18 protein-coding genes and 1 other RNA gene are annotated in these 17,960 nt (G+C 46.7%); 18 read left to right on the forward strand and 1 reads right to left on the reverse strand.

The genetic code is table 11. From position 1 onward, the window contains the following. The first annotated feature begins 2 nt into the window (after positions 1-2). The 16 genes from ybeY (at position 3) to rnpB (ending at position 14,374) form a co-directional block, all read left to right on the forward strand. Positions 3-500, forward strand: a complete 498-nt coding sequence (gene ybeY, locus AB4Y93_RS06255) for an rRNA maturation RNase YbeY (protein ID WP_167272455.1) — start codon at positions 3-5, stop codon at positions 498-500. Beyond that, positions 500-859 (forward strand): diacylglycerol kinase family protein, encoded by a 360-nt coding sequence (locus tag AB4Y93_RS06260; RefSeq protein ID WP_441890040.1) that lies wholly within the window; start codon positions 500-502, stop codon positions 857-859. Before ybeY ends, AB4Y93_RS06260 begins: the two co-directional genes overlap by 1 nt. Positions 860-885: 26 nt before the next feature. After that, positions 886-1,317, forward strand: coding sequence for a cytidine deaminase (cdd, locus tag AB4Y93_RS06265; protein WP_441890042.1), 432 nt, complete (start codon positions 886-888; stop codon positions 1,315-1,317). Positions 1,318-1,325: 8 nt separating this feature from the next. Then, on the forward strand, positions 1,326-2,240 hold the full coding sequence (era, locus tag AB4Y93_RS06270) for a GTPase Era (RefSeq protein WP_441890044.1): 915 nt from the start codon (positions 1,326-1,328) through the stop codon (positions 2,238-2,240). 99 nt (positions 2,241-2,339) lie between these two features. Further along, positions 2,340-2,501, forward strand: a complete 162-nt coding sequence (locus tag AB4Y93_RS06275; RefSeq protein WP_167272484.1) for a YqzL family protein — start codon at positions 2,340-2,342, stop codon at positions 2,499-2,501. A 54-nt stretch (positions 2,502-2,555) separates the two neighbouring features. Further along, positions 2,556-3,305 carry a DNA repair protein RecO gene (gene recO, locus AB4Y93_RS06280; RefSeq protein ID WP_441890046.1) on the forward strand — a complete coding sequence of 250 codons (750 nt, stop codon included), beginning with the start codon at positions 2,556-2,558 and terminating at the stop codon, positions 3,303-3,305. A 351-nt stretch (positions 3,306-3,656) separates the two neighbouring features. Beyond that, positions 3,657-4,544, forward strand: coding sequence for a glycine--tRNA ligase subunit alpha (glyQ, locus tag AB4Y93_RS06285; protein ID WP_167272490.1), 888 nt, complete (start codon positions 3,657-3,659; stop codon positions 4,542-4,544). Beyond that, entirely contained in the window at positions 4,537-6,618 is a 2,082-nt protein-coding gene (gene glyS, locus AB4Y93_RS06290) for a glycine--tRNA ligase subunit beta (protein ID WP_441890049.1), read from the forward strand. The genes glyQ and glyS overlap by 8 nt, the downstream gene beginning before the upstream one ends. Before the next feature lie 64 nt (positions 6,619-6,682). Further along, positions 6,683-7,495, forward strand: a complete 813-nt coding sequence (locus tag AB4Y93_RS06295; RefSeq protein WP_441890051.1) for a pyruvate, water dikinase regulatory protein — start codon at positions 6,683-6,685, stop codon at positions 7,493-7,495. An 82-nt stretch (positions 7,496-7,577) separates the two neighbouring features. Further along, positions 7,578-8,048: a YaiI/YqxD family protein gene (locus tag AB4Y93_RS06300; RefSeq protein ID WP_167272500.1), complete on the forward strand. Its 471-nt coding sequence runs from the start codon at positions 7,578-7,580 to the stop codon at positions 8,046-8,048. A gap of 41 nt (positions 8,049-8,089) precedes the next feature. Continuing rightward, positions 8,090-9,928, forward strand: coding sequence for a DNA primase (gene dnaG, locus AB4Y93_RS06305; RefSeq protein WP_441890053.1), 1,839 nt, complete (start codon positions 8,090-8,092; stop codon positions 9,926-9,928). A gap of 31 nt (positions 9,929-9,959) precedes the next feature. Continuing rightward, positions 9,960-11,099 (forward strand): RNA polymerase sigma factor RpoD, encoded by a 1,140-nt coding sequence (gene rpoD / locus AB4Y93_RS06310; RefSeq protein ID WP_441890055.1) that lies wholly within the window; start codon positions 9,960-9,962, stop codon positions 11,097-11,099. Positions 11,100-11,188: 89 nt separating this feature from the next. After that, positions 11,189-12,028: a hypothetical protein gene (locus tag AB4Y93_RS06315; protein ID WP_441890057.1), complete on the forward strand. Its 840-nt coding sequence runs from the start codon at positions 11,189-11,191 to the stop codon at positions 12,026-12,028. Then, complete coding sequence (locus tag AB4Y93_RS06320; protein WP_441890059.1) at positions 12,028-12,816, forward strand: tRNA (adenine(22)-N(1))-methyltransferase; 789 nt, start codon at positions 12,028-12,030, stop codon at positions 12,814-12,816. The genes AB4Y93_RS06315 and AB4Y93_RS06320 overlap by 1 nt, the downstream gene beginning before the upstream one ends. Further along, positions 12,783-13,904: a Nif3-like dinuclear metal center hexameric protein gene (locus AB4Y93_RS06325; protein ID WP_441890062.1), complete on the forward strand. Its 1,122-nt coding sequence runs from the start codon at positions 12,783-12,785 to the stop codon at positions 13,902-13,904. Before AB4Y93_RS06320 ends, AB4Y93_RS06325 begins: the two co-directional genes overlap by 34 nt. A 64-nt stretch (positions 13,905-13,968) precedes the next feature. Then, positions 13,969-14,374, forward strand: an RNA gene (rnpB, locus tag AB4Y93_RS06330) — RNase P RNA component class A. A gap of 776 nt (positions 14,375-15,150) precedes the next feature. Here rnpB and AB4Y93_RS06335 read toward each other — a convergent pair. Further along, on the reverse strand, positions 15,151-17,007 hold the full coding sequence (locus AB4Y93_RS06335; protein ID WP_441890064.1) for a S8 family peptidase: 1,857 nt from the start codon (positions 17,005-17,007) through the stop codon (positions 15,151-15,153). Between the two features lie 187 nt (positions 17,008-17,194). Between AB4Y93_RS06335 and AB4Y93_RS06340 the strand changes: the two genes are divergently transcribed. After that, positions 17,195-17,695 (forward strand): YpuI family protein, encoded by a 501-nt coding sequence (locus tag AB4Y93_RS06340; RefSeq protein WP_091188870.1) that lies wholly within the window; start codon positions 17,195-17,197, stop codon positions 17,693-17,695. Between the two features lie 54 nt (positions 17,696-17,749). Then, a complete protein-coding gene (locus AB4Y93_RS06345) occupies positions 17,750-17,956 on the forward strand; it encodes a DUF1540 domain-containing protein (protein ID WP_441890066.1) in 207 nt (68 codons plus the stop codon). Positions 17,957-17,960 lie beyond the last annotated feature (4 nt).

Genomic DNA, 17,960 nt, shown 5'->3' on the forward strand with positions numbered 1-17,960 from the left:
TCATGAGCTTGCAATTAGACTGGAGCAATGAACAAGACAAAATTGAAATTCCTGATCAATGGATTGAGAGGTTAGAACAGCTTCTTCAGATCGCCGGCGAGATGGAAGGACTGACGGATGGTGAAGTGACTCTGACGTTTACTGATAACGAGCAGATTCATCAGCTTAACCGTGAATACCGCGCAATCGACCGTCCAACGGATGTACTGTCATTTGCCATGCAGGATGACGGAACAGAAGAGCTCGACATTATTTTTGAGGTGGAGAGTGAGGATGAAGTAGATCCAATCTCCGGTATGCTTGGCGATATTGTCATTTCCGTTGAGAAAGCACAGGAGCAAAGTGAGGATTACGGCCATTCATTGGAGCGGGAGATTGGTTTTCTGTTCGTACATGGTTTCCTTCATTTGCTTGGCTATGATCATATGGATGATGCAGGCGAAGCGGAGATGACCGGTAAACAGGAAGCGGTCCTGCAAAAGGCAGGTTTGTCTCGTTAATGCTGAAGTTTATTCGCAGCTTGGGCTATGCTTGTTCAGGGATTGTCTTGGCAGTTCGGACACAAAGGCATATGAAGATCCATTTGATAGCCGCTGTGATCGTATGCTTAATTGGAGCAATGCTCCCGTTGACACGCTTGGAATGGGCAGTTCTGCTGCTAACTATTGCGGTAGTTATTTCGTTGGAAATGGTGAATACCGCGGTGGAAAATACCGTTGATATGGCTAGCCCCGACATTCATCCGCTTGCAAAAGCGGCGAAAGATGTGGCTGCCGGTGCTGTACTTGTTGCAGCATGTATGGCTGTTATAATTGGGCTGCTCATTCTTGGGCCGCCCTTATGGCATTTTATCGTGTAATGATACGAAGAATAGGAGTGAGGCTCATGGCGTTCGAGGGATTATCGAAAGAGTATTCGAAATTGCTTGAAGCAGCGAAGGAGGCAATGTCGCGAGCTTATGTACCATACTCCAATTTTCGTGTAGGAGCGGCACTACTTGACGAAAGCGGCCACGTTCATTTTGGCTGCAATGTGGAGAATGCTGCTTATAGTCCATGTAATTGCGCTGAGCGCACAGCTCTCTTCCGGGCAATTGCAGACGGCAAGCGGCCTGGACAATTTCAGGCTATTGCAGTCATGGGTGATACGGAGGGACCAATCACTCCTTGTGGTGTCTGCAGGCAAGTACTGGTCGAGCTTTGCTCACCGGACATGCCGGTTGTAATGGGCAATCTGAACGGTCACTGGAATATCATGACGGTTACGGAACTGCTTCCCGGCGCATTTACGCCGGCTTCATTAGAGAAAGGAAGTTAAAAATAAAGATGAATCAAAACACACCTTCAAGCACGAAATTCCGCTCCGGCTTTGTAGCTATTATTGGCAGGCCGAATGTAGGGAAATCGACGCTTATGAACCATTTAATCGGGCAGAAGATCGCCATTATGTCGGACAAGCCCCAAACAACTCGTAACAAAATCCATGGTGTATATACGACGGATACATCGCAGATTGTATTTCTCGATACGCCTGGTATTCATAAGCCTCAGTCCAAGCTTGGCGATTATATGATGAAGACGGCAGAAGGCGCCTTGAAAGAGGTAGAAGCCGTGCTTTTCCTAATCGATGTAGCAGAAGGATTTGGCGGCGGTGATCGTTTCATTATCGAACAGCTCAAGAAAGTGGATACGCCAGTATTTCTTGTGATGAACAAGATTGATAAGGTACAACCAGAGCAGCTCCTCGCAACTATAACGCAATACAAGGACATGTATCCATTTGCAGAGGTAGTTCCGATTTCGGCGCTTCAAGGTAATAATGTTGATACGCTTCTTGCACAGCTCCAGAAATATTTGCCGGAAGGACCTCAATATTATCCGGCCGATCAAATTACAGACCATCCAGAACAATTTGTCGTTTCAGAGCTGATCCGTGAGAAAATCCTGCATATGACCCGCGAAGAAATTCCACATTCCATCGCAGTTGGTATTGAGGATATGCGTGTACAGGAGAACGGTGTAGTATATATCGGCGCTGTTATTTTCGTCGAGCGTGACTCCCAAAAGGGGATTATTATCGGCAAAAAAGGAGCGTTGCTTAAAGAAGTTGGCAAGCAGGCACGCCGTGATATCGAAGCATTGCTTGGATCACGTACTTTCCTGGAGTTATGGGTCAAAGTGAAGAAGGATTGGCGCAATCAGGAGCGCGTCTTGAAAGATTTCGGCTTCAGACACGATTAAGCTTTATTGACGAAATTTGTTAAGGATAGCATTCGAGTATTTATCGTATCCTAAGTACCGTCTAGGGCTTCATTTCCAAGGCGGAAAGGATGAATACGAATGCGAAATTTTTCGTGGAAGTATTTTACATTGACCGGTGATGTGGAGTCATACATGCTCTACAAGGAAATGGATCAACTTGGTCCAGAGAATCATCCTCAATATTTGCCGGGAGACAATGAGGAGCTTGCTGCTGAGTTCGAGGATTCGTCTGCCCTTTAATTTGTTATCCTGCAGGCTGCCTTGAAGTAAGCATGGGGGAGAAGGAATCAAATCATGTTATATCGTGTGGAGGGCATTGTCATCCGCAGCATGGACTATGGGGAAGGCAATAAAATTATTACGCTGCTTACGAAAACAAACGGTAAGCTTGGTGTAATGGTGCGCGGCGCGAAGAAGGTGAAGAGCAGACATGCTTCTCTCGCGCAGCCATTTACATACGGTGAATTCGTTTTTTTCCGAAATAAAGGGCTTGGCACTCTCAATCATGGTGAGATTCTTGAATCTCACCATCTTTTACGTGAACAGCTGGATTTGTCCGCATATGCTGCTTACTTAGCAGAGGTTACTGACAAGACGCTTCAGGAGGACGAGTCTGGTGCCTTGTTATTTGAACAGCTGAAAGCTGGTCTAGCGGCAATGGTGGAAGGGAAAGACCCGCAAATTGTTTCGCATCTTTACGAGATGCGTATATTAGATGCAGCCGGCTATTCACCGGAGCTTGAATTCTGCGTGGGCTGCTCGAGCGATCAAGGGCCTTTTCGACTTAGTCCGCATTCAGGAGGCGTGTTATGTCCTCGCTGTGCAAGAAATGATGCCCAGGCATTGGTGATGAGTGATGGTGCTTATAAGCTGCTTAGGCTGTTCAGTCGTATGGATATAAGGCGTCTAGGGACGATTCAGGTTAAGCCGGAGACCAAGAAAGAATTGAAAAAAATGATGCGAGAGCTGATGGATGTTCAAATTGGTATTCCTCTAAAATCCCGTTCCTTTCTAGATCAGATGGATAAATACTCATTCGAATAGAAGAATGGGCAATAATACCTAACGCCTGTTTGACAACTGCATTAAAAATGTTTAATATATGTGAATATCAATATATGGACAGTGATGGAGAAAGTAGCAGTTCAAACCTTGAACAAGCGATTTGGGGATCGTGTGAGCCCAGACAAGCTAAACTGTGAAACGGCACTCCGGAGTCAATTAACCAAAAGAGGATTTTCGCACACCGCTTGGAATGAAGCGGTTGAAGCGAAGTCAAGTAGGGTGGAACCGCGGGAGTCAACTCTCGTCCCTACGTCTGGCAGCAGGCGTAGAGACGAGAGTTTTTTGCGTTCTCCATTCGCCTTACTAAAGAATAAAGGAGCGAGAAAAATCATGAATTTTCAAGGCATGATATTGACACTGCAGCAATTCTGGGCAGAACAAAACTGTATTCTCGTACAGCCGTACGACGTAGAGAAGGGCGCGGGTACAATGAACCCGATGACGTTCCTCCGTACCATTGGTCCGGAGCCGTGGAATGTTGCTTATATTGAGCCTTCCCGTCGTCCTGCAGACGGCCGTTATGGCGAGAATCCAAACCGGTTGTATCAGCATCATCAGTTCCAAGTTATCCTTAAGCCTTCCCCGGACAATATTCAGGAGCTTTATCTGGAAAGCTTGAAGCGTCTTGGAATCGATCCAAAGCATCATGATATCCGGTTTGTTGAAGATAACTGGGAATCGCCAACACTTGGCGCATGGGGCCTCGGCTGGGAAGTATGGCTTAATGGTATGGAAATCACTCAGTTCACGTACTTCCAGCAGGTAGGCGGTATTGATGCGAATCCGGTTGCAGTAGAAATTACTTACGGGATGGAGCGGCTCGCTTCCTATATTCAAGAGAAAGAAAACGTGTTCGATCTGGAATGGGTTGAAGGCGTGAAATATGGCGATGTGTTCTGGCAGCCTGAATTCGAGCATTCGAAATATACTTTCGAAACGTCTGACTCGGCGATGTTATTCCAATTGTTCAACATGTATGAGGAAGAAGCGAAGAAGACGATTGAACATAAGCTGGTATTCCCTGCTTACGACTATGTCTTGAAATGCTCCCATACCTTCAACCTGCTGGATGCTCGTGGCGCGATCAGCGTAACAGAGCGTACGGGCTACATTATGCGTGTTCGTAACCTGGCGCGTGCTTGTGCGGCGACTTACTTGGAGGAACGGGAACGTCTTGGATTCCCGCTGCTGAAGAAGGGAGTGGAGAACAATGGCTAAAGATTTATTGCTGGAGATTGGACTTGAGGAAGTACCGGCGCGTTTCGTACGCGGTGCTATGAATCAATTGAAAGAGAAAGCAGTCAAATGGCTGGCTGACTCTCGTATTCCTCATGAGGCGGTAGAAGTGTTTGGTACACCGCGTCGTATCGCTTTGTACGTACAAGGCGTTGAAGAGAAACAAGCGGATGTGAATGAGCAAGTAAAAGGTCCATCGCGTAAAATCGCCCTTGACGATCAAGGCAATTGGAGCAAAGCGGCGCTTGGCTTCGCACGCAGCCAAGGCGTTGAACCTGAGCAGTTCTTCTTCCAAGAGCTGGCTGGCGTTGAATATGTGTATGCAAACAAAAGCAGCGTAGGGACAGATACAGCCACCGTATTGCCGGAAGGCTTGACGAACCTGATCACTTCGATGTCGTTCCCAAAAAACATGCGTTGGGGCAGCTATGATCTCAAATTCATTCGCCCAATCAAATGGCTTATAGCTTTATTTGGCCAAGACATCATTCCATTGGAAATTACGAACGTAGCGAGCGGCAATGTATCACGTGGTCATCGTTTCCTAGGTGATGAGACGGTTGTCTCGACGCCTGCTCAATACAAAGAGCGTCTTCGCGAGCAGTATGTCATTGTAGACGTCGCTGAACGTGAGCAGTTGATTGTGTCTCAGATTAAGGAGCTTGCCAACGAAAAGAACTGGGAAATTGCGATTAAAGAAGATTTGCTCGAAGAGGTCTTATTCCTGGTCGAGTATCCGAACGTATTATATGGAACATTCGATCCTGCTTTCTTGAACATCCCGCAAGAGGTTCTGATTACGTCGATGCGCGAACATCAGCGTTACTTCCCGGTACTTAATGCAGAAGGTCAATTGCAGCCGTTCTTCGTAACGGTGCGTAACGGTGACCGGACTTCGATTGAGAATGTGGCAAGAGGTAATGAGAAGGTACTCCGCGCACGTCTATCTGATGCGAAATTCTTCTATGAGGAAGATCAGAAGCTGGCTATTAACGACGCACTTGCAAAACTTGAGAATATCGTCTATCACGAGGAACTTGGTACAGTCGCCGATAAGGTGAGAAGAATCCGTGCTACGGCTGATCTGCTGGCTTCGAAGCTTGGTGTTGATGCTGATACTGCGGCTGCAGCAAGCCGTGCAGCAGATATATGCAAATTCGACCTTGTTACTCAAATGGTATACGAATTCCCAGAGCTGCAAGGGATTATGGGCGAAGATTATGCTCGTAAAGCAGGCGAGAGCGAGTTGGTAGCGAAAGCAATCAACGAGCATTATCAGCCTCGTTTTGCCGGTGACCGTGCTCCAGCTTCTGTTGTTGGTGCTATCGTAAGCCTTGCGGACAAAATGGATACAATCGCAGGCTGCTTCTCAATTGGTATTATCCCAACAGGCTCGCAGGATCCATACGCACTGCGCCGCCAAGCTTCGGGTATTGTTCAAATTATTCTGGCTCAAGGCCTGGATTTGAAGCTGACCGACCTGTTTGATGCTGCACTGGCTGTCCATACAGAACGTGGAATGAAACGTGGCGAGGATGAAATTCGTAAAGACTTGAATGACTTCTTTGGCCTTCGCGTGAAGAATGTATTATCAGAGCAAGCTAACCGTTACGATGTCGTTGATGCTGTAATGGCTACTGGCTTTAATGATTTGCGTATTACGGTAGAACGTGCATCTCTGATTAATGAACTGACATCCGGCAATGAGCGCAGCGAGTTTAAATTGACGATTGATGCATTCAACCGCGTATGTAATCTGGCTTCCAAAGCAGAATCACGCGTAGTGAATCCATCCTTGTTCGAAGAAGCAGCAGAAGGTACGCTTTACGAGCAATGGCAAAAAGCTCATCCGGCAGTTGCAACCGCAATTGCTGAAGGGGATATTGCATCGGCGCTGGCTAATCTATCTTCTCTTAAAGAAGCCATTACCGCTTATTTCGATTCCGTTATGGTTATGGCAAAAGACGACGGAGTACGAAACAACCGTCTTGCGTCACTTGCGGTTATCGCGGATGATATTACGCAAATCGCTGATTTCTCGAAACTTGTTTGGTAATTGAACTCGTCGCCCGTATCCTTTTCGTCAGTCCTGAAGAACATGGAAAGAAGGATGATGATTAATGCCCAATTCAGCGGAAGTCATAATTTATGTTGTATCTGATGCTGCAGGCGATACCGGCGAGCTCGTCGTACGGGCTGCGGTTGCGCAGTTCCATCCGGTTCAAACAGACATCCGTCGCGCACCATTCGTGATGGATGTTCCTACCTTGGAACGTTTTGTTTTGCAGGCGAAGCTGTCCGGCGCCATTGTGCTGTATACACTCGTTATCCCTCATTTGCGGGATGCGATGAAGAGCCTGGCCATAGAGCATGAGGTAGAAGCCATTGATTTGCTGGGCTCTTTGATTGAAAGTCTGGAGCGTCAAACCGGCCGTCATTCGCGTCAAGAACCAGGTCTTAACCATGTGCTCGATGCGGATTATTTCCGTAAAGTGGATGCTGTCGAATTTGCTGTACGTTATGATGATGCAAAAGATCCGTCTGGCGTGCTAAAGGCAGACATTATTCTGATTGGTGTATCGCGAACCTCGAAGACACCATTGTCAATGTACCTCGCGCATCAAAAATACAAAGTTGCCAATATCCCGCTCGTCCCTGAGCTGAAGCCGCCGAAGGAATTATTTAATGTCCCTGCTGAACGGATCGTCGGCTTAACGATAGGTGTACCGTATTTGAACACCATACGGAAAGAGCGGCTTAAGGCGCTAGGCTTACCGAACAGTGCTTCGTATGCGGCAGAGGATCGAATCTTGAAGGAGCTAGAATACGCTGAAGCGATTATGAAACAGCTTGGATGCGTCGTTATTGACGTCTCACATCGGGCGGTTGAAGAGACTGCAAGTCTAATTATGGAGCATTTTCGCGGTATTTAACGGTTCATGCAGGATTTTTTTAAAGTCTTGACGTATATAATAGTACGGTAATTGAAATATAGAAGTGAGCGGTGATGCTTGATTGGAGCAAAATCAACCGACAATCGTCGTTGACGGCGACGCTTGTCCCGTCAAGACAGAAATTGCTCGGGCTGCCCGCAGCAGTCGTGTACCGGTCGTGATGGTCTCCTCCTACGATCACCGTCTTGTGCCTGAAGAGGGTGTATCCGTTGTACAGGTAGATCGAAGCGATCAATCCGTCGATTTGTACATTGTGAATCATATTACCAAAGGCGATATTGTCATTACCCAAGATTTCGGCCTCGCCTGTATTGCGATCGGGAAGGGAGCCATCGTCTTATCTCCACGCGGCGAACAATATTCGGACGAGAACATCGATTATTTGATGGAACGGCGTCATGAATTAGCAAAAAGGAGGCGTGCAGGAGGTAAAACGAAGGGTCCAAAAGCAATGAGTAACGAGGATCGGGAGCGTTTTCAACAAAAGTTGACAAAAGTTTTAGCAATCTTGCAGGAGAAACATGACATTTAGCGAATATTATTTACGTGTCATTAGGATGAAGGTGATGGATAATGACCTACGGTAAAATACCGGATGACGTTATTGAGGCGGTACGCCGTCATCATGACATCGTAGATACGGTGAGCAAATACGTTCATCTTACGAAGAACGGCAAATATATGAAGGGGCTGTGTCCATTCCATTCAGAGAAGACACCTTCATTTACGGTTACGCCGGAACTTCAGATTTTCCATTGTTATGGCTGTGGCAAGACAGGCAACGTAATTCGGTTCGTGGAAGAGATTGAAAGTTATACTTTTCCAGAAGCGGTTCGCGTACTGGCTGAGCAAGCAGGCATACCGGTTACTTGGGCTAATCCGGACGGCGCTAAGCCTACAGCAGCTGATGCGGATCGGAGCGCCATACTTGAGGCTCATGAACTGACTGCGAAGTTGTACAACTACTTGCTGAACAATACGCAGCATGGCCGTGTGGCGAAAGACTATTTGCGCGACCGTGGGCTCGGGGACAAGTTGATCAATCATTTTATGATTGGTTATGCACCGGAACAGTGGGATACGCTAAACCGATTTCTATCGGCAAGGAATTTCGATCCCTCCTTAATGGAGAAAGGCGGGCTCTTATCTGCCAAGTCAGACGGAAGTGGATATGTAGACCGGTTTCGGGGACGAATTATGTTTCCGATCTGGGATCGAGACGGTAAGGTAACGGCATTTGCAGGACGTATTATCGGAGAAGGCCAGCCGAAATACTTGAACTCTCCGGAGACGATGCTGTTTACGAAAAGCCGTACGCTATACAATCTGCATCATGCGCGACCTGCCATCCGCAAGAGCAAGCAAGTCGTTTTATTCGAAGGGTATATGGATGTTATTAAATCTTGGAGTGCTGGCGTTAAGAATGGGATCGCGACAATGGGAACGGCTTTAACCGATGATCATTGTACGATACTTGCCCGGCAGGCGGAAGAAATTGTGGTGTGCTATGACGGCGATGAAGCTGGACAAGCTGCAGCCATGAAGTCCATTCCGATGCTCGAAGGAGCAGGGCTTAGAGTGATGGTGTCCATGCTTCCGAAAGGAAAAGATCCGGATGAATATATTACCGAATACGGTCCGGATGCTTATCTTCGCGAAGTGATTGACCAGCCTGTCACCACCACAAAATTTAAGCTTATATATTCAAGAAAAAGCCATATACTGCTAAAAGAAGAAGGTCGGAAAAATTACTTGCTTGAAGCCGCCGGAATTGTGGCAGAGCTTGATTCCGCTATTGAACGCGAGGTTTATCTGCAGGAGCTTTCACGCGAATTTGATTTCCCATTAGAGGTATTGAAGCAGGATTGTCTTATTAAGCATCAAGAATTGCAAAAAAAGAAACCCGGAAGGGATAATAACGACAATTCGTGGAATAATGGTAGGAATGAAAATCGCCGAAGATCGGGGCCTCCTGCACTGCTGCCAGCTTATACGTATGTTGAGCGGCGGCTGCTTCATGTGATGATGCGCGACAGAGATGTAGCGCAGACTGTTCATGAAAAACTGGGGGACGCGTTCAATATTGAGGATCACGCAGCGCTTGCTGCTTATTTATACGCTTTTTATGCGCAGGGCTATGATCCGGATGCCGGACGGTTTATTGCTTCACTCCAAGACGAACGTCTGGAGAGAACAGCTGCAGCCATTCTGATGATGGACGGAGATTTTCCTTTTGACGATGCCATTTTGGATGCCGATATACTGGACATAATCAAGGTTCCTAAGTTCAGGGAAGTCGACCGAAAAAAAGAAGAAATGGTGAAGGCGGAACGCGCCGGAGATCATCTGCTTGCTGCGCAAATGTTAAGTGAGATTATAACCCTAGAGAGACTGCTAAAAGGATCGAATTGACGATCGGTTCTAGGGAGGAGGGAGTCGGAATATGGCGAATGATCAGCATACTGAACTAGATGCCGAACAAAAACTTGATTTAGTGAAGGATCAATTGATTGAACAGGGGAAAAAGAGAGCTTCCCTAACTTATAAAGAGATTATGGAGAAATTATCTCCGTTTGATCAAGATCCGGAACAAATTGATGAGTTTTTCGAACAGCTCGACGATTTAGGTATTGAGGTATTAAACGAGAACGATGAAGAACGTGATCGTGATCCGCTTAACCGCGGTGAAGAGCAAGAACGGGAACAAGGTGAGGATTTCAACTTCGATGATGATCTGGCACTGCCACCTGGTATTAAGATCAATGATCCAGTGCGGATGTATTTGAAGGAGATTGGCCGTGTTCCGCTTCTTTCTGCGGATGATGAGATTGAGCTGGCAAGACGGATTGAGAACGGCGATGAGGAAGCAAAGCGCAGACTTGCTGAAGCAAACCTTCGACTCGTTGTTAGTATTGCAAAACGTTATGTCGGCCGTGGTATGCTGTTCCTTGATTTGATTCAAGAGGGCAACATGGGTCTTATCAAAGCGGTAGAGAAGTTCGACCATCAAAAGGGCTTTAAATTCAGTACGTATGCAACATGGTGGATTCGCCAAGCCATTACACGTGCGATCGCTGACCAAGCGCGTACCATTCGGATCCCGGTTCATATGGTGGAGACAATTAACAAGCTTATTCGGGTCTCGAGACAGCTTCTTCAAGAGCTGGGGCGCGAACCGACGCCGGAAGAAATTGCGGCTGAGATGGAGCTTAGCACGGATAAAGTTAGAGAAATCATGAAGATCGCACAAGAGCCAGTATCGCTGGAAACACCAATTGGTGAAGAAGACGATTCGCATCTCGGTGACTTCATTGAAGACCAGGAAGCATTGGCACCTGCTGATGCAGCGGCTTATGAGCTGCTCAAAGAGCAACTGGAAGATGTTCTTGATACATTGACTGAACGTGAAGAGAATGTTCTTCGTCTTCGCTTTGGTCTTGATGACGGTCGTACGCGTACGCTCGAAGAAGTGGGTAAAGTATTCGGTGTAACTCGTGAACGGATTCGTCAGATTGAAGCAAAAGCATTGCGCAAGCTTCGTCATCCAAGCCGCAGCAAACGGCTTAAAGATTTCTTAGAATAAACGATCGATAAACGACCTTTCTGCTCCTTGCAGCAAGGTCTTTTTTTCCAATTGATCATATTGTACCTTGGGAGGACAACATCAGGCATATGAATGAAGAGCGACGTCAGATTATCGTTAGAGAAATTGAACACTGGCGCAGAAGCAAGTTGCTGCCTGATCAATATTGTGATTTTCTGCTTAACTTGTATATGGATCATGATCGGGAAACGAAGCCTGAATCTACTCATTCGATAGCCAAAGCATTGATGGCTGTACAGCATGCTTCCGGCAAGCATTGGCTCCTTACATTTGGCTTTTTTACCTTTATTTCCTTTGTTGTGCTTTATTTTAACGTTTTTCATCCGCTATTGCAAATTGGGGTTTCGGCGGTTGGCGTCGTTGGATTGCTCTGGTTTGGCGCCCATCTTCGCCGTCGTAATGAGGCCGCAGGCCTTGCAGTTACGGGGTCAGGTATGGTGCTTATGCTGGGTGCCGGTTTATACATCTTGCAGCAGCATAATCTAACCGAGTGGGGCTGGAAAGCAGCTATGCTTGGCTTTTGTGCGGTATTCTGGGTCATCTATGGGATCGCGGCACGAATTCAGCTGCTGCATCTTTGTGGTTGGTTAGCGGGCATAATGGTATATGCGTGGTTATTAGCTAAGTTCACAAGTTCGCCCAACTGGTATGAGTCTCAGCTCTATTGGATGCCGCTTTCTATTTTGTTTGGCTGGAGCAGCTGGTTTGTGCACCGCTTTTCAAAGCCTTCGGCTATGGTGTTATTTGCAGCATGTGCGATCGTTTGGTTTATGCCTGAATTGTATGAAATGCTTATATGGAACGAGCCGGTTATGCTGCAGCTGCAGCTTCAATTGCTGATTAAGATTGCGGCAGGCGGCGGATTATTATTTTTTATGCGAAAAAATTGGATGGTGTGGGTTGCTTAATGTTGAAACTTTCGAAACGTCTGCAGACGATTGCAGAATTTGTGTCATATGGTTCGCGCGTAGCTGATATAGGTTCTGATCATGCGCTGCTTCCGGTCTATTTGATTCAGTCCAAGCGAGTTCCATCGGCCATTGCAGGTGAGCTTAATCCTGGTCCTTTCGAGGCGGCCCGTAAACAGGCAGCCGATGCCGGATTAACGAGTAAGCTTCAAGTTCGCCGCGGGGATGGACTTTCCGTCCTTCAGCCAGGAGAAGCTGACACAATTACAATTGCCGGCATGGGTGGCAGCTTAATGAGCGGAATTCTGGAAGAAGGCTATTTAGCCGGTAAGCTGGAAGGAGTTAAAGAGCTCGTGCTTCAGCCAAACGTAGGTGAGGAGTTCGTTAGAAGTTGGCTGCTCAAACGCAGCTGGTGGCTTGCAGAAGAGACGATTCTGGAAGAAGACGATAAAATATATGAAGTGCTTCATGCTTTTAAATATGAGGAATCAGAGGTACTGAAGCGGAATGCTGAGGTTTATGATGCATCGTTCCTGACGCTGCCTATCCATCAGGATATGGGAGCGGCTATTTTAGAAAAAATGGGTCCTCATCTGCTGCGGGAACCTAAAGAAGTCTTTTTCAAAAAATGGCGGTTTGAGCTCGACAAGCTTGGGAAGATTGTTACCCAAATGTCGCAATCGGATCTTGAACAGGCTGAACTAAAAAAGAAGCAGTTTCGTGAGGAAATGAGTGTAATTGAGGAGGTGCTTCAATGTTTGCAAACGGGCAAACCGTCGTCCAAATAATGGAGCAGCTTGCTCCCAAGCATTATGCCGTTGAGAATGACAAAATTGGACTGCAGCTTGGCACCTTAAATAAGGAAATCCGTACAGTCGTTGTAGCATTGGATGTAACGGATGAAGTCGTTAATGAAGCAATTGAGGCCGGCGCCGAACTTATAATCGCGCATCATGCCATTATCTATCGTCCATTGGCGAAGCTGGATACGTCTACACCAGCAGGCAAGCTGTACGAGAAGCTAATCAAGCATGACATCGCCGTATACATATCGCATACGAATCTTGATGTTGCTGATGGCGGTATTAATGATTGGATGGCTGATCTCGTTGGTATCAAGGCGGAAGGTCGGCAATGCCTGGAGGAAGTACATACAGATAAGCTGTTCAAGCTGGTCGTATTTGTACCTGAGGATCATCATGAGAAGGTGCTTCAAGCGATGTTTCATGCAGGTGCCGGTCACATCGGAGATTACAGCCAATGCAGTTTTAACATCGAAGGCACGGGGACATTCCTTCCAGGTGAAGGAACCAATCCGTTTATAGGAAAACAGGGAGTCTTGGAGAAGGCTAAAGAAATCCGCATCGAGACCATTGTTCCACACAGCGTTCACCGCAAAGTTGTGCAGGCAATGCTGAAGGCACATCCGTACGAAGAAGTGGCGTATGATTTGTATGCGGTGGATTTAAAGGGCCGTTCGTTTGGTCTTGGTCGCAGCGGTAAGCTCAATTCTCCTGTCACGCTTGGCGAGTTAGCGGAAAAGGTAAAGGAAGTATTCGAGGTTCCTTATGTCCGCCTTGTTGGTGATCCAAATCGGATCATTAAGAAAGCTGCAGTGTTGGGCGGCTCTGGCGGACGATATACCCGTCATGCTCAGTTTGCTGGAGCTGATGTCCTTATTACTGGTGATATTGATTACCATACGGCACATGATGCTTTAGCCGATGGATTATCCATTATTGATCCAGGTCATAATGTCGAGAAAATTATGAAACAACGTGTAGCGGAATGGCTGACGGAGCAGCTTACTGCTCGAAAATATGAGACAAAAGCTGTTCATTCCTCCATCCATACGGAGCCTTTCCGATTTGTGTAGCATTTGGTTCGATAAAACAGGTTGAGCTTTTGTGTAATACCTTGTATACTTAGTCGTGCATCGGAAAGTTTGACAGACAATCGCTGGCGGCCTTGTTGCCGCGAGAGGAAAGTCCGGGCTCCACAGGGCAGGGTGCTGGATAACGTCCAGTCAGCGCGAGCTGAAGGATAGTGCCACAGAAATGGACCGCCGATGGCCGGCTTATGCCGGCACAGGCAAGGGTGGAACCGTGGTGTAAGAGACCACGAGGAGTATGGGTGACTATATTCCTGGTAAACCCCACTTGGAGCAAGACCGAGAGAACGTAGCAGCTTCGAGCTGCAGCCTTTGCCCGAGGCTCGTTCGGGTTGGTTGCTTGAGCTGTTCAGCAATGGATGGCCTAGATAGATGATTGTCGCTTCGTCGTGGGAGGGTCGTTCCCGTTATGACCACTTGGAAGTACAGAACCCGGCTTACGGCAAACTTTCCGCAACGGAATACAAATCACGCTTCCTGGCATTTGCTGGGAAGCTTTTTTGTTATTTGGTGTATGGGATGGATCAGGAACGGACGGGGTAACTCTTTCCAACCGCTGTTGTCTTTCCTTTGCCTTCAATTATATTTGTTCAAGGTGGCAAAGGAAAGACAAAGGCGGACGCTCCGCTTCTCCAAAAGTTACCCCTTACCTTTCCCGCCAACCTAACCCTCAAACAACAAACAAGCAGCCTTGGCTCATAACAAGGCTGCTTGTTTGTAAATTCCTCAAAAACAGGGAGAGCGGGGTCTTATAAGACCCTTTCCCCGCGCCAGCTCGAGAGAGCAAAACAAAAAACTAATATACCTCATAGCTATGTTGGATTTAATACAGTACATTCAGGCTTAGAGCCCTAAGCAGCACCCTATGTTGCATAATCTACAGTAATTTCAGCTTCCACTCACACCACTTGCCTCTATTTGGGCAATTATACTGCATTCAATCCAATATGGGCTGGAGCACTAGGCTGGAGGCGGTAAATATGCAGAAAATACAACGCAGCTACCCCCGTTACTTCCACCAGCGGAAAGACTTAACAAAAAACAAGCATCCTCGGCAATGCCAAGGGTGCTTGTTGTTTTGTTTTTTGAAAATTCAAAAGAGAGAAGGGGTAAGGGTTGTATGTTCTGGAAGAGTTTACGTCCGCCTTTTTGAGCTCATTTCAATCTTACAAATTTAATTCAAGAAATGAGCGAAAAACAGTGGCTGGAAGAACATACACCCGTTCACCTTTTATTCTTTTGAATATTTCCGGCTGATTGCTTCCAGCCGGCGCTCGGTTTGGCTTGGGAAGTTTTGAAGGGCGGTTGTGTAGTTGGAAGCCGTCTTCAAAGCTTTGTCGACGTCGATCAGGCCGTAACCGAAGTAGTTGTCTTTGCCTTTGTTTCCTAGGTCGACGGCTGATTTGCGCATAATTTCCATTACTTCTTCATTATTTAGAGCAGGGTTGATCGAGCGGATCAAGCCTGCTAATGCGGCCACATGCGGGCTGGCCATTGATGTACCTGACAAAGCAGCATACTGGCTGCCAGGATAGGTACTTGCTATGCTGTCGCCTGGTGCTGCTACGTCGATGTAGTCGCCAAAGTTCGAGAACGAGGCTTTATTGTTACTTGCATCAGTAGCTGCAACTGCAAATACTTCCGGATAGGCTGCTGGGTACCCAGGGCGATCGGTATTATCATTGCCGCTCGCTGCAACCATGACCACATCATGATCGTAAGCATACTTGATCGCATCATGAAGGAATTCCGCCTGTGCATAGTTGCCAAGGCTCATATTGATAACTTTTGCGCCATGGTCTGTCGCCCAGATAATCCCTTGAGCAACTGAGTAGGTGGAGCCTGCGCCGCTGCTGTCGAGTACTTTAACCGGCATAATTTTATTGTACCAGGAGATACCTGCAACTCCTTCGCCATTGTTAACGGAAGCTCCAATAATGCCAGCAACATGGGTACCATGGCCAACATCGTCACTTGGAGCAGCGTTGCTGTCCACGATGTTAGTTCCATCAAGCAGCTTCCCTTTTAAATCAGGGTGGTCGGCTTGTACGCCAGTGTCAAGAATAGCTACAATGACTTTGTCGTTGCCTTTTGATAAGCCCCATCCTTTTTCCGTTTCAATGGAAGGCAGATTCCATTGGTACTGGGAATAAAGAGCATCGTTTGGCGTGATCACATTTGCATTATCATTCGTTGTCTCATTAGTCATATAAAGGTAATGAGGTTCAACATATTCTGTTTTCCAGGATTTTTGGAAATAATGAACCATTTTATCAGCATCCATATCTTTGGAACGGAAGACATAAGTGTCTCCGATTTGCTGGATGTTTTGGGCATTGATTTTTTGTTTGATTTGATCCAGTTGTTTATTTGTCAGCTTGTTCTCGAAATGTACAACGACGTCTCGAACATGATAGTGGCTGGCGTTGCCATTGTCTTCACCATTATGGACGGTTGTCTCGCGGTTCGAGCCGGGTTCGACCGATTCAATCCGGTAATTGCCTTCGGAAGGATACGGAACAAGGCGGAGATTTCTTTTCTGATGACGCTCCACCTGCATGACAATGTTCTGATTGATGACACCAACAACGCCAATCCCATTGTTTTTGCCGCTTGGAACTCCTAATACCATATAGCGGCTGCCTGTATTACTAATGAATGGTTCTGATTGATAAGAGTTGCCGGCTTTTACCTTAGCTTTTGCTTCAGCCACAAAGCTGGCTGCTTTCTTATCTGGCAAGGCTCCGCGCTCCACACTTCGATTGCCGTTTACCCAACTGATGTATGACATGTGCTTGTGCATATTCATCATATGAGTGATTTTGTCAGTCGGGGTATTGTTTTTAGCATTGTCACCAGCCATCAGCTTATGGAATTCCTTGCTGCATTCGGTTGTGCATAACAGGGAGGTGGCATCCATATCTTTATTTAAGGTTTTGATTTTAAGCGTTTTTTCCTGCTCGACTGAAAAACCTTTAGACTGCGGGGCAGGAGTATTCCGATCTGGGAAAATATAACGTCCTGCAGGTACAACAATAGCAACCAGTGCTATAATGGCACAAAGACCAATCCATTTTTTCGCGTTCATCGTTCCAACGTCCCTCCATCGTTAAACAGCGTAGTTGTCACACTAATGGATAGGTTGCACATCGACAGCCCCAAAATATGCGCATAACATTGTCTGAAACGCCAGTACCACAACCAAGTAATTTGTGGTATCATATTGTCGGTGCCTTAGTTTTTTTTGTTGTAGTAGAAGAAAGGGGATCTACCTTATGCCATCGACCAATGCGAAGTCGCTTAGTGAAACATCGCGTACAAAGTTAAAAGATGCAATTAATCAATTGGAATCGTTTCTTAACCAGTATTCGCTGAACCAATTAATCGGCGAAGAAACTGGAGATGAAGCACAAACGTTTTATAAAGGCCTTTTGTCTGATTTGAGACATTTGTTGGTCTTCTCTGAAGTCTCGGTTGAGAAACTGGGAGTATTGCTCAGACGGCCAAATTTCGATAACGATTTTGCTGAACGCGCGTTATACGATGTTTACCATCAGTGCGTGAACGCCTTCTTCTATCCGAAGAATGAATGTTATTCGGAAGACGGCCGTTATGCATACACGGGACAAGATGCAATCCGTTTCCGCTTCAAGCCGGTACGTGAAGCACGTGATATCGTCCTCAGCGTATCCAAAATTTATGAAGAGCTGCGCGATGAGCTGGCTTATTACGAGAATGACTACATGACCCAGCGCCGTATGCAGGGGCAAAAATAGGACGGAATGAATCACTTTCGATCAGGGAAACTTGATATCGGAGGTGATTTTTTTATGCCGAAAGGTGTATCTTGCAGCGTATCGAATTGTACCTTCTGGGAAGACGGCAACAATTGCAATGCGAAAGCCATTTCCATTGATATCGATCAGCATGCGGATTTCAATGAGGAATTCGCGGCTGATGACCTTGGACTGTATCATCAAGACCAAGCGTCAGAATCGTCCGCTACCTGCTGCCACACTTTTAAACCAAAGGAGTGACGGG

The organism is Paenibacillus sp. YAF4_2, from assembly GCF_052113225.1.
Taxonomy (GTDB): Bacteria; Bacillota; Bacilli; order Paenibacillales; family Paenibacillaceae; genus Pristimantibacillus.

Excerpts from the sequence above, each read along its gene's own strand:
- glyS (WP_441890049.1), top strand. The coding sequence starts at position 4,537 with ATGGCTAAAGATTTATTGCTGGAGATTGGACTTGAGGAAGTACCGGCG.
- era (WP_441890044.1), top strand. The coding sequence starts at position 1,326 with ATGAATCAAAACACACCTTCAAGCACGAAATTCCGCTCCGGCTTTGTA.
- AB4Y93_RS06315 (WP_441890057.1), top strand. The coding sequence starts at position 11,189 with ATGAATGAAGAGCGACGTCAGATTATCGTTAGAGAAATTGAACACTGG.
- glyQ (WP_167272490.1), top strand. The coding sequence starts at position 3,657 with ATGAATTTTCAAGGCATGATATTGACACTGCAGCAATTCTGGGCAGAA.
- AB4Y93_RS06320 (WP_441890059.1), top strand. The coding sequence starts at position 12,028 with ATGTTGAAACTTTCGAAACGTCTGCAGACGATTGCAGAATTTGTGTCA.
- AB4Y93_RS06340 (WP_091188870.1), top strand. The coding sequence starts at position 17,195 with ATGCCATCGACCAATGCGAAGTCGCTTAGTGAAACATCGCGTACAAAG.
- recO (WP_441890046.1), top strand. The coding sequence starts at position 2,556 with ATGTTATATCGTGTGGAGGGCATTGTCATCCGCAGCATGGACTATGGG.
- AB4Y93_RS06295 (WP_441890051.1), top strand. The coding sequence starts at position 6,683 with ATGCCCAATTCAGCGGAAGTCATAATTTATGTTGTATCTGATGCTGCA.
- AB4Y93_RS06260 (WP_441890040.1), top strand. The coding sequence starts at position 500 with ATGCTGAAGTTTATTCGCAGCTTGGGCTATGCTTGTTCAGGGATTGTC.
- AB4Y93_RS06275 (WP_167272484.1), top strand. The coding sequence starts at position 2,340 with ATGCGAAATTTTTCGTGGAAGTATTTTACATTGACCGGTGATGTGGAG.
- ybeY (WP_167272455.1), top strand. The coding sequence starts at position 3 with ATGAGCTTGCAATTAGACTGGAGCAATGAACAAGACAAAATTGAAATT.
- AB4Y93_RS06345 (WP_441890066.1), top strand. The coding sequence starts at position 17,750 with ATGCCGAAAGGTGTATCTTGCAGCGTATCGAATTGTACCTTCTGGGAA.
- dnaG (WP_441890053.1), top strand. The coding sequence starts at position 8,090 with ATGACCTACGGTAAAATACCGGATGACGTTATTGAGGCGGTACGCCGT.
- AB4Y93_RS06325 (WP_441890062.1), top strand. The coding sequence starts at position 12,783 with ATGTTTGCAAACGGGCAAACCGTCGTCCAAATAATGGAGCAGCTTGCT.
- rpoD (WP_441890055.1), top strand. The coding sequence starts at position 9,960 with ATGGCGAATGATCAGCATACTGAACTAGATGCCGAACAAAAACTTGAT.
- cdd (WP_441890042.1), top strand. The coding sequence starts at position 886 with ATGGCGTTCGAGGGATTATCGAAAGAGTATTCGAAATTGCTTGAAGCA.
- AB4Y93_RS06335 (WP_441890064.1), bottom strand. The coding sequence starts at position 17,007 with ATGAACGCGAAAAAATGGATTGGTCTTTGTGCCATTATAGCACTGGTT.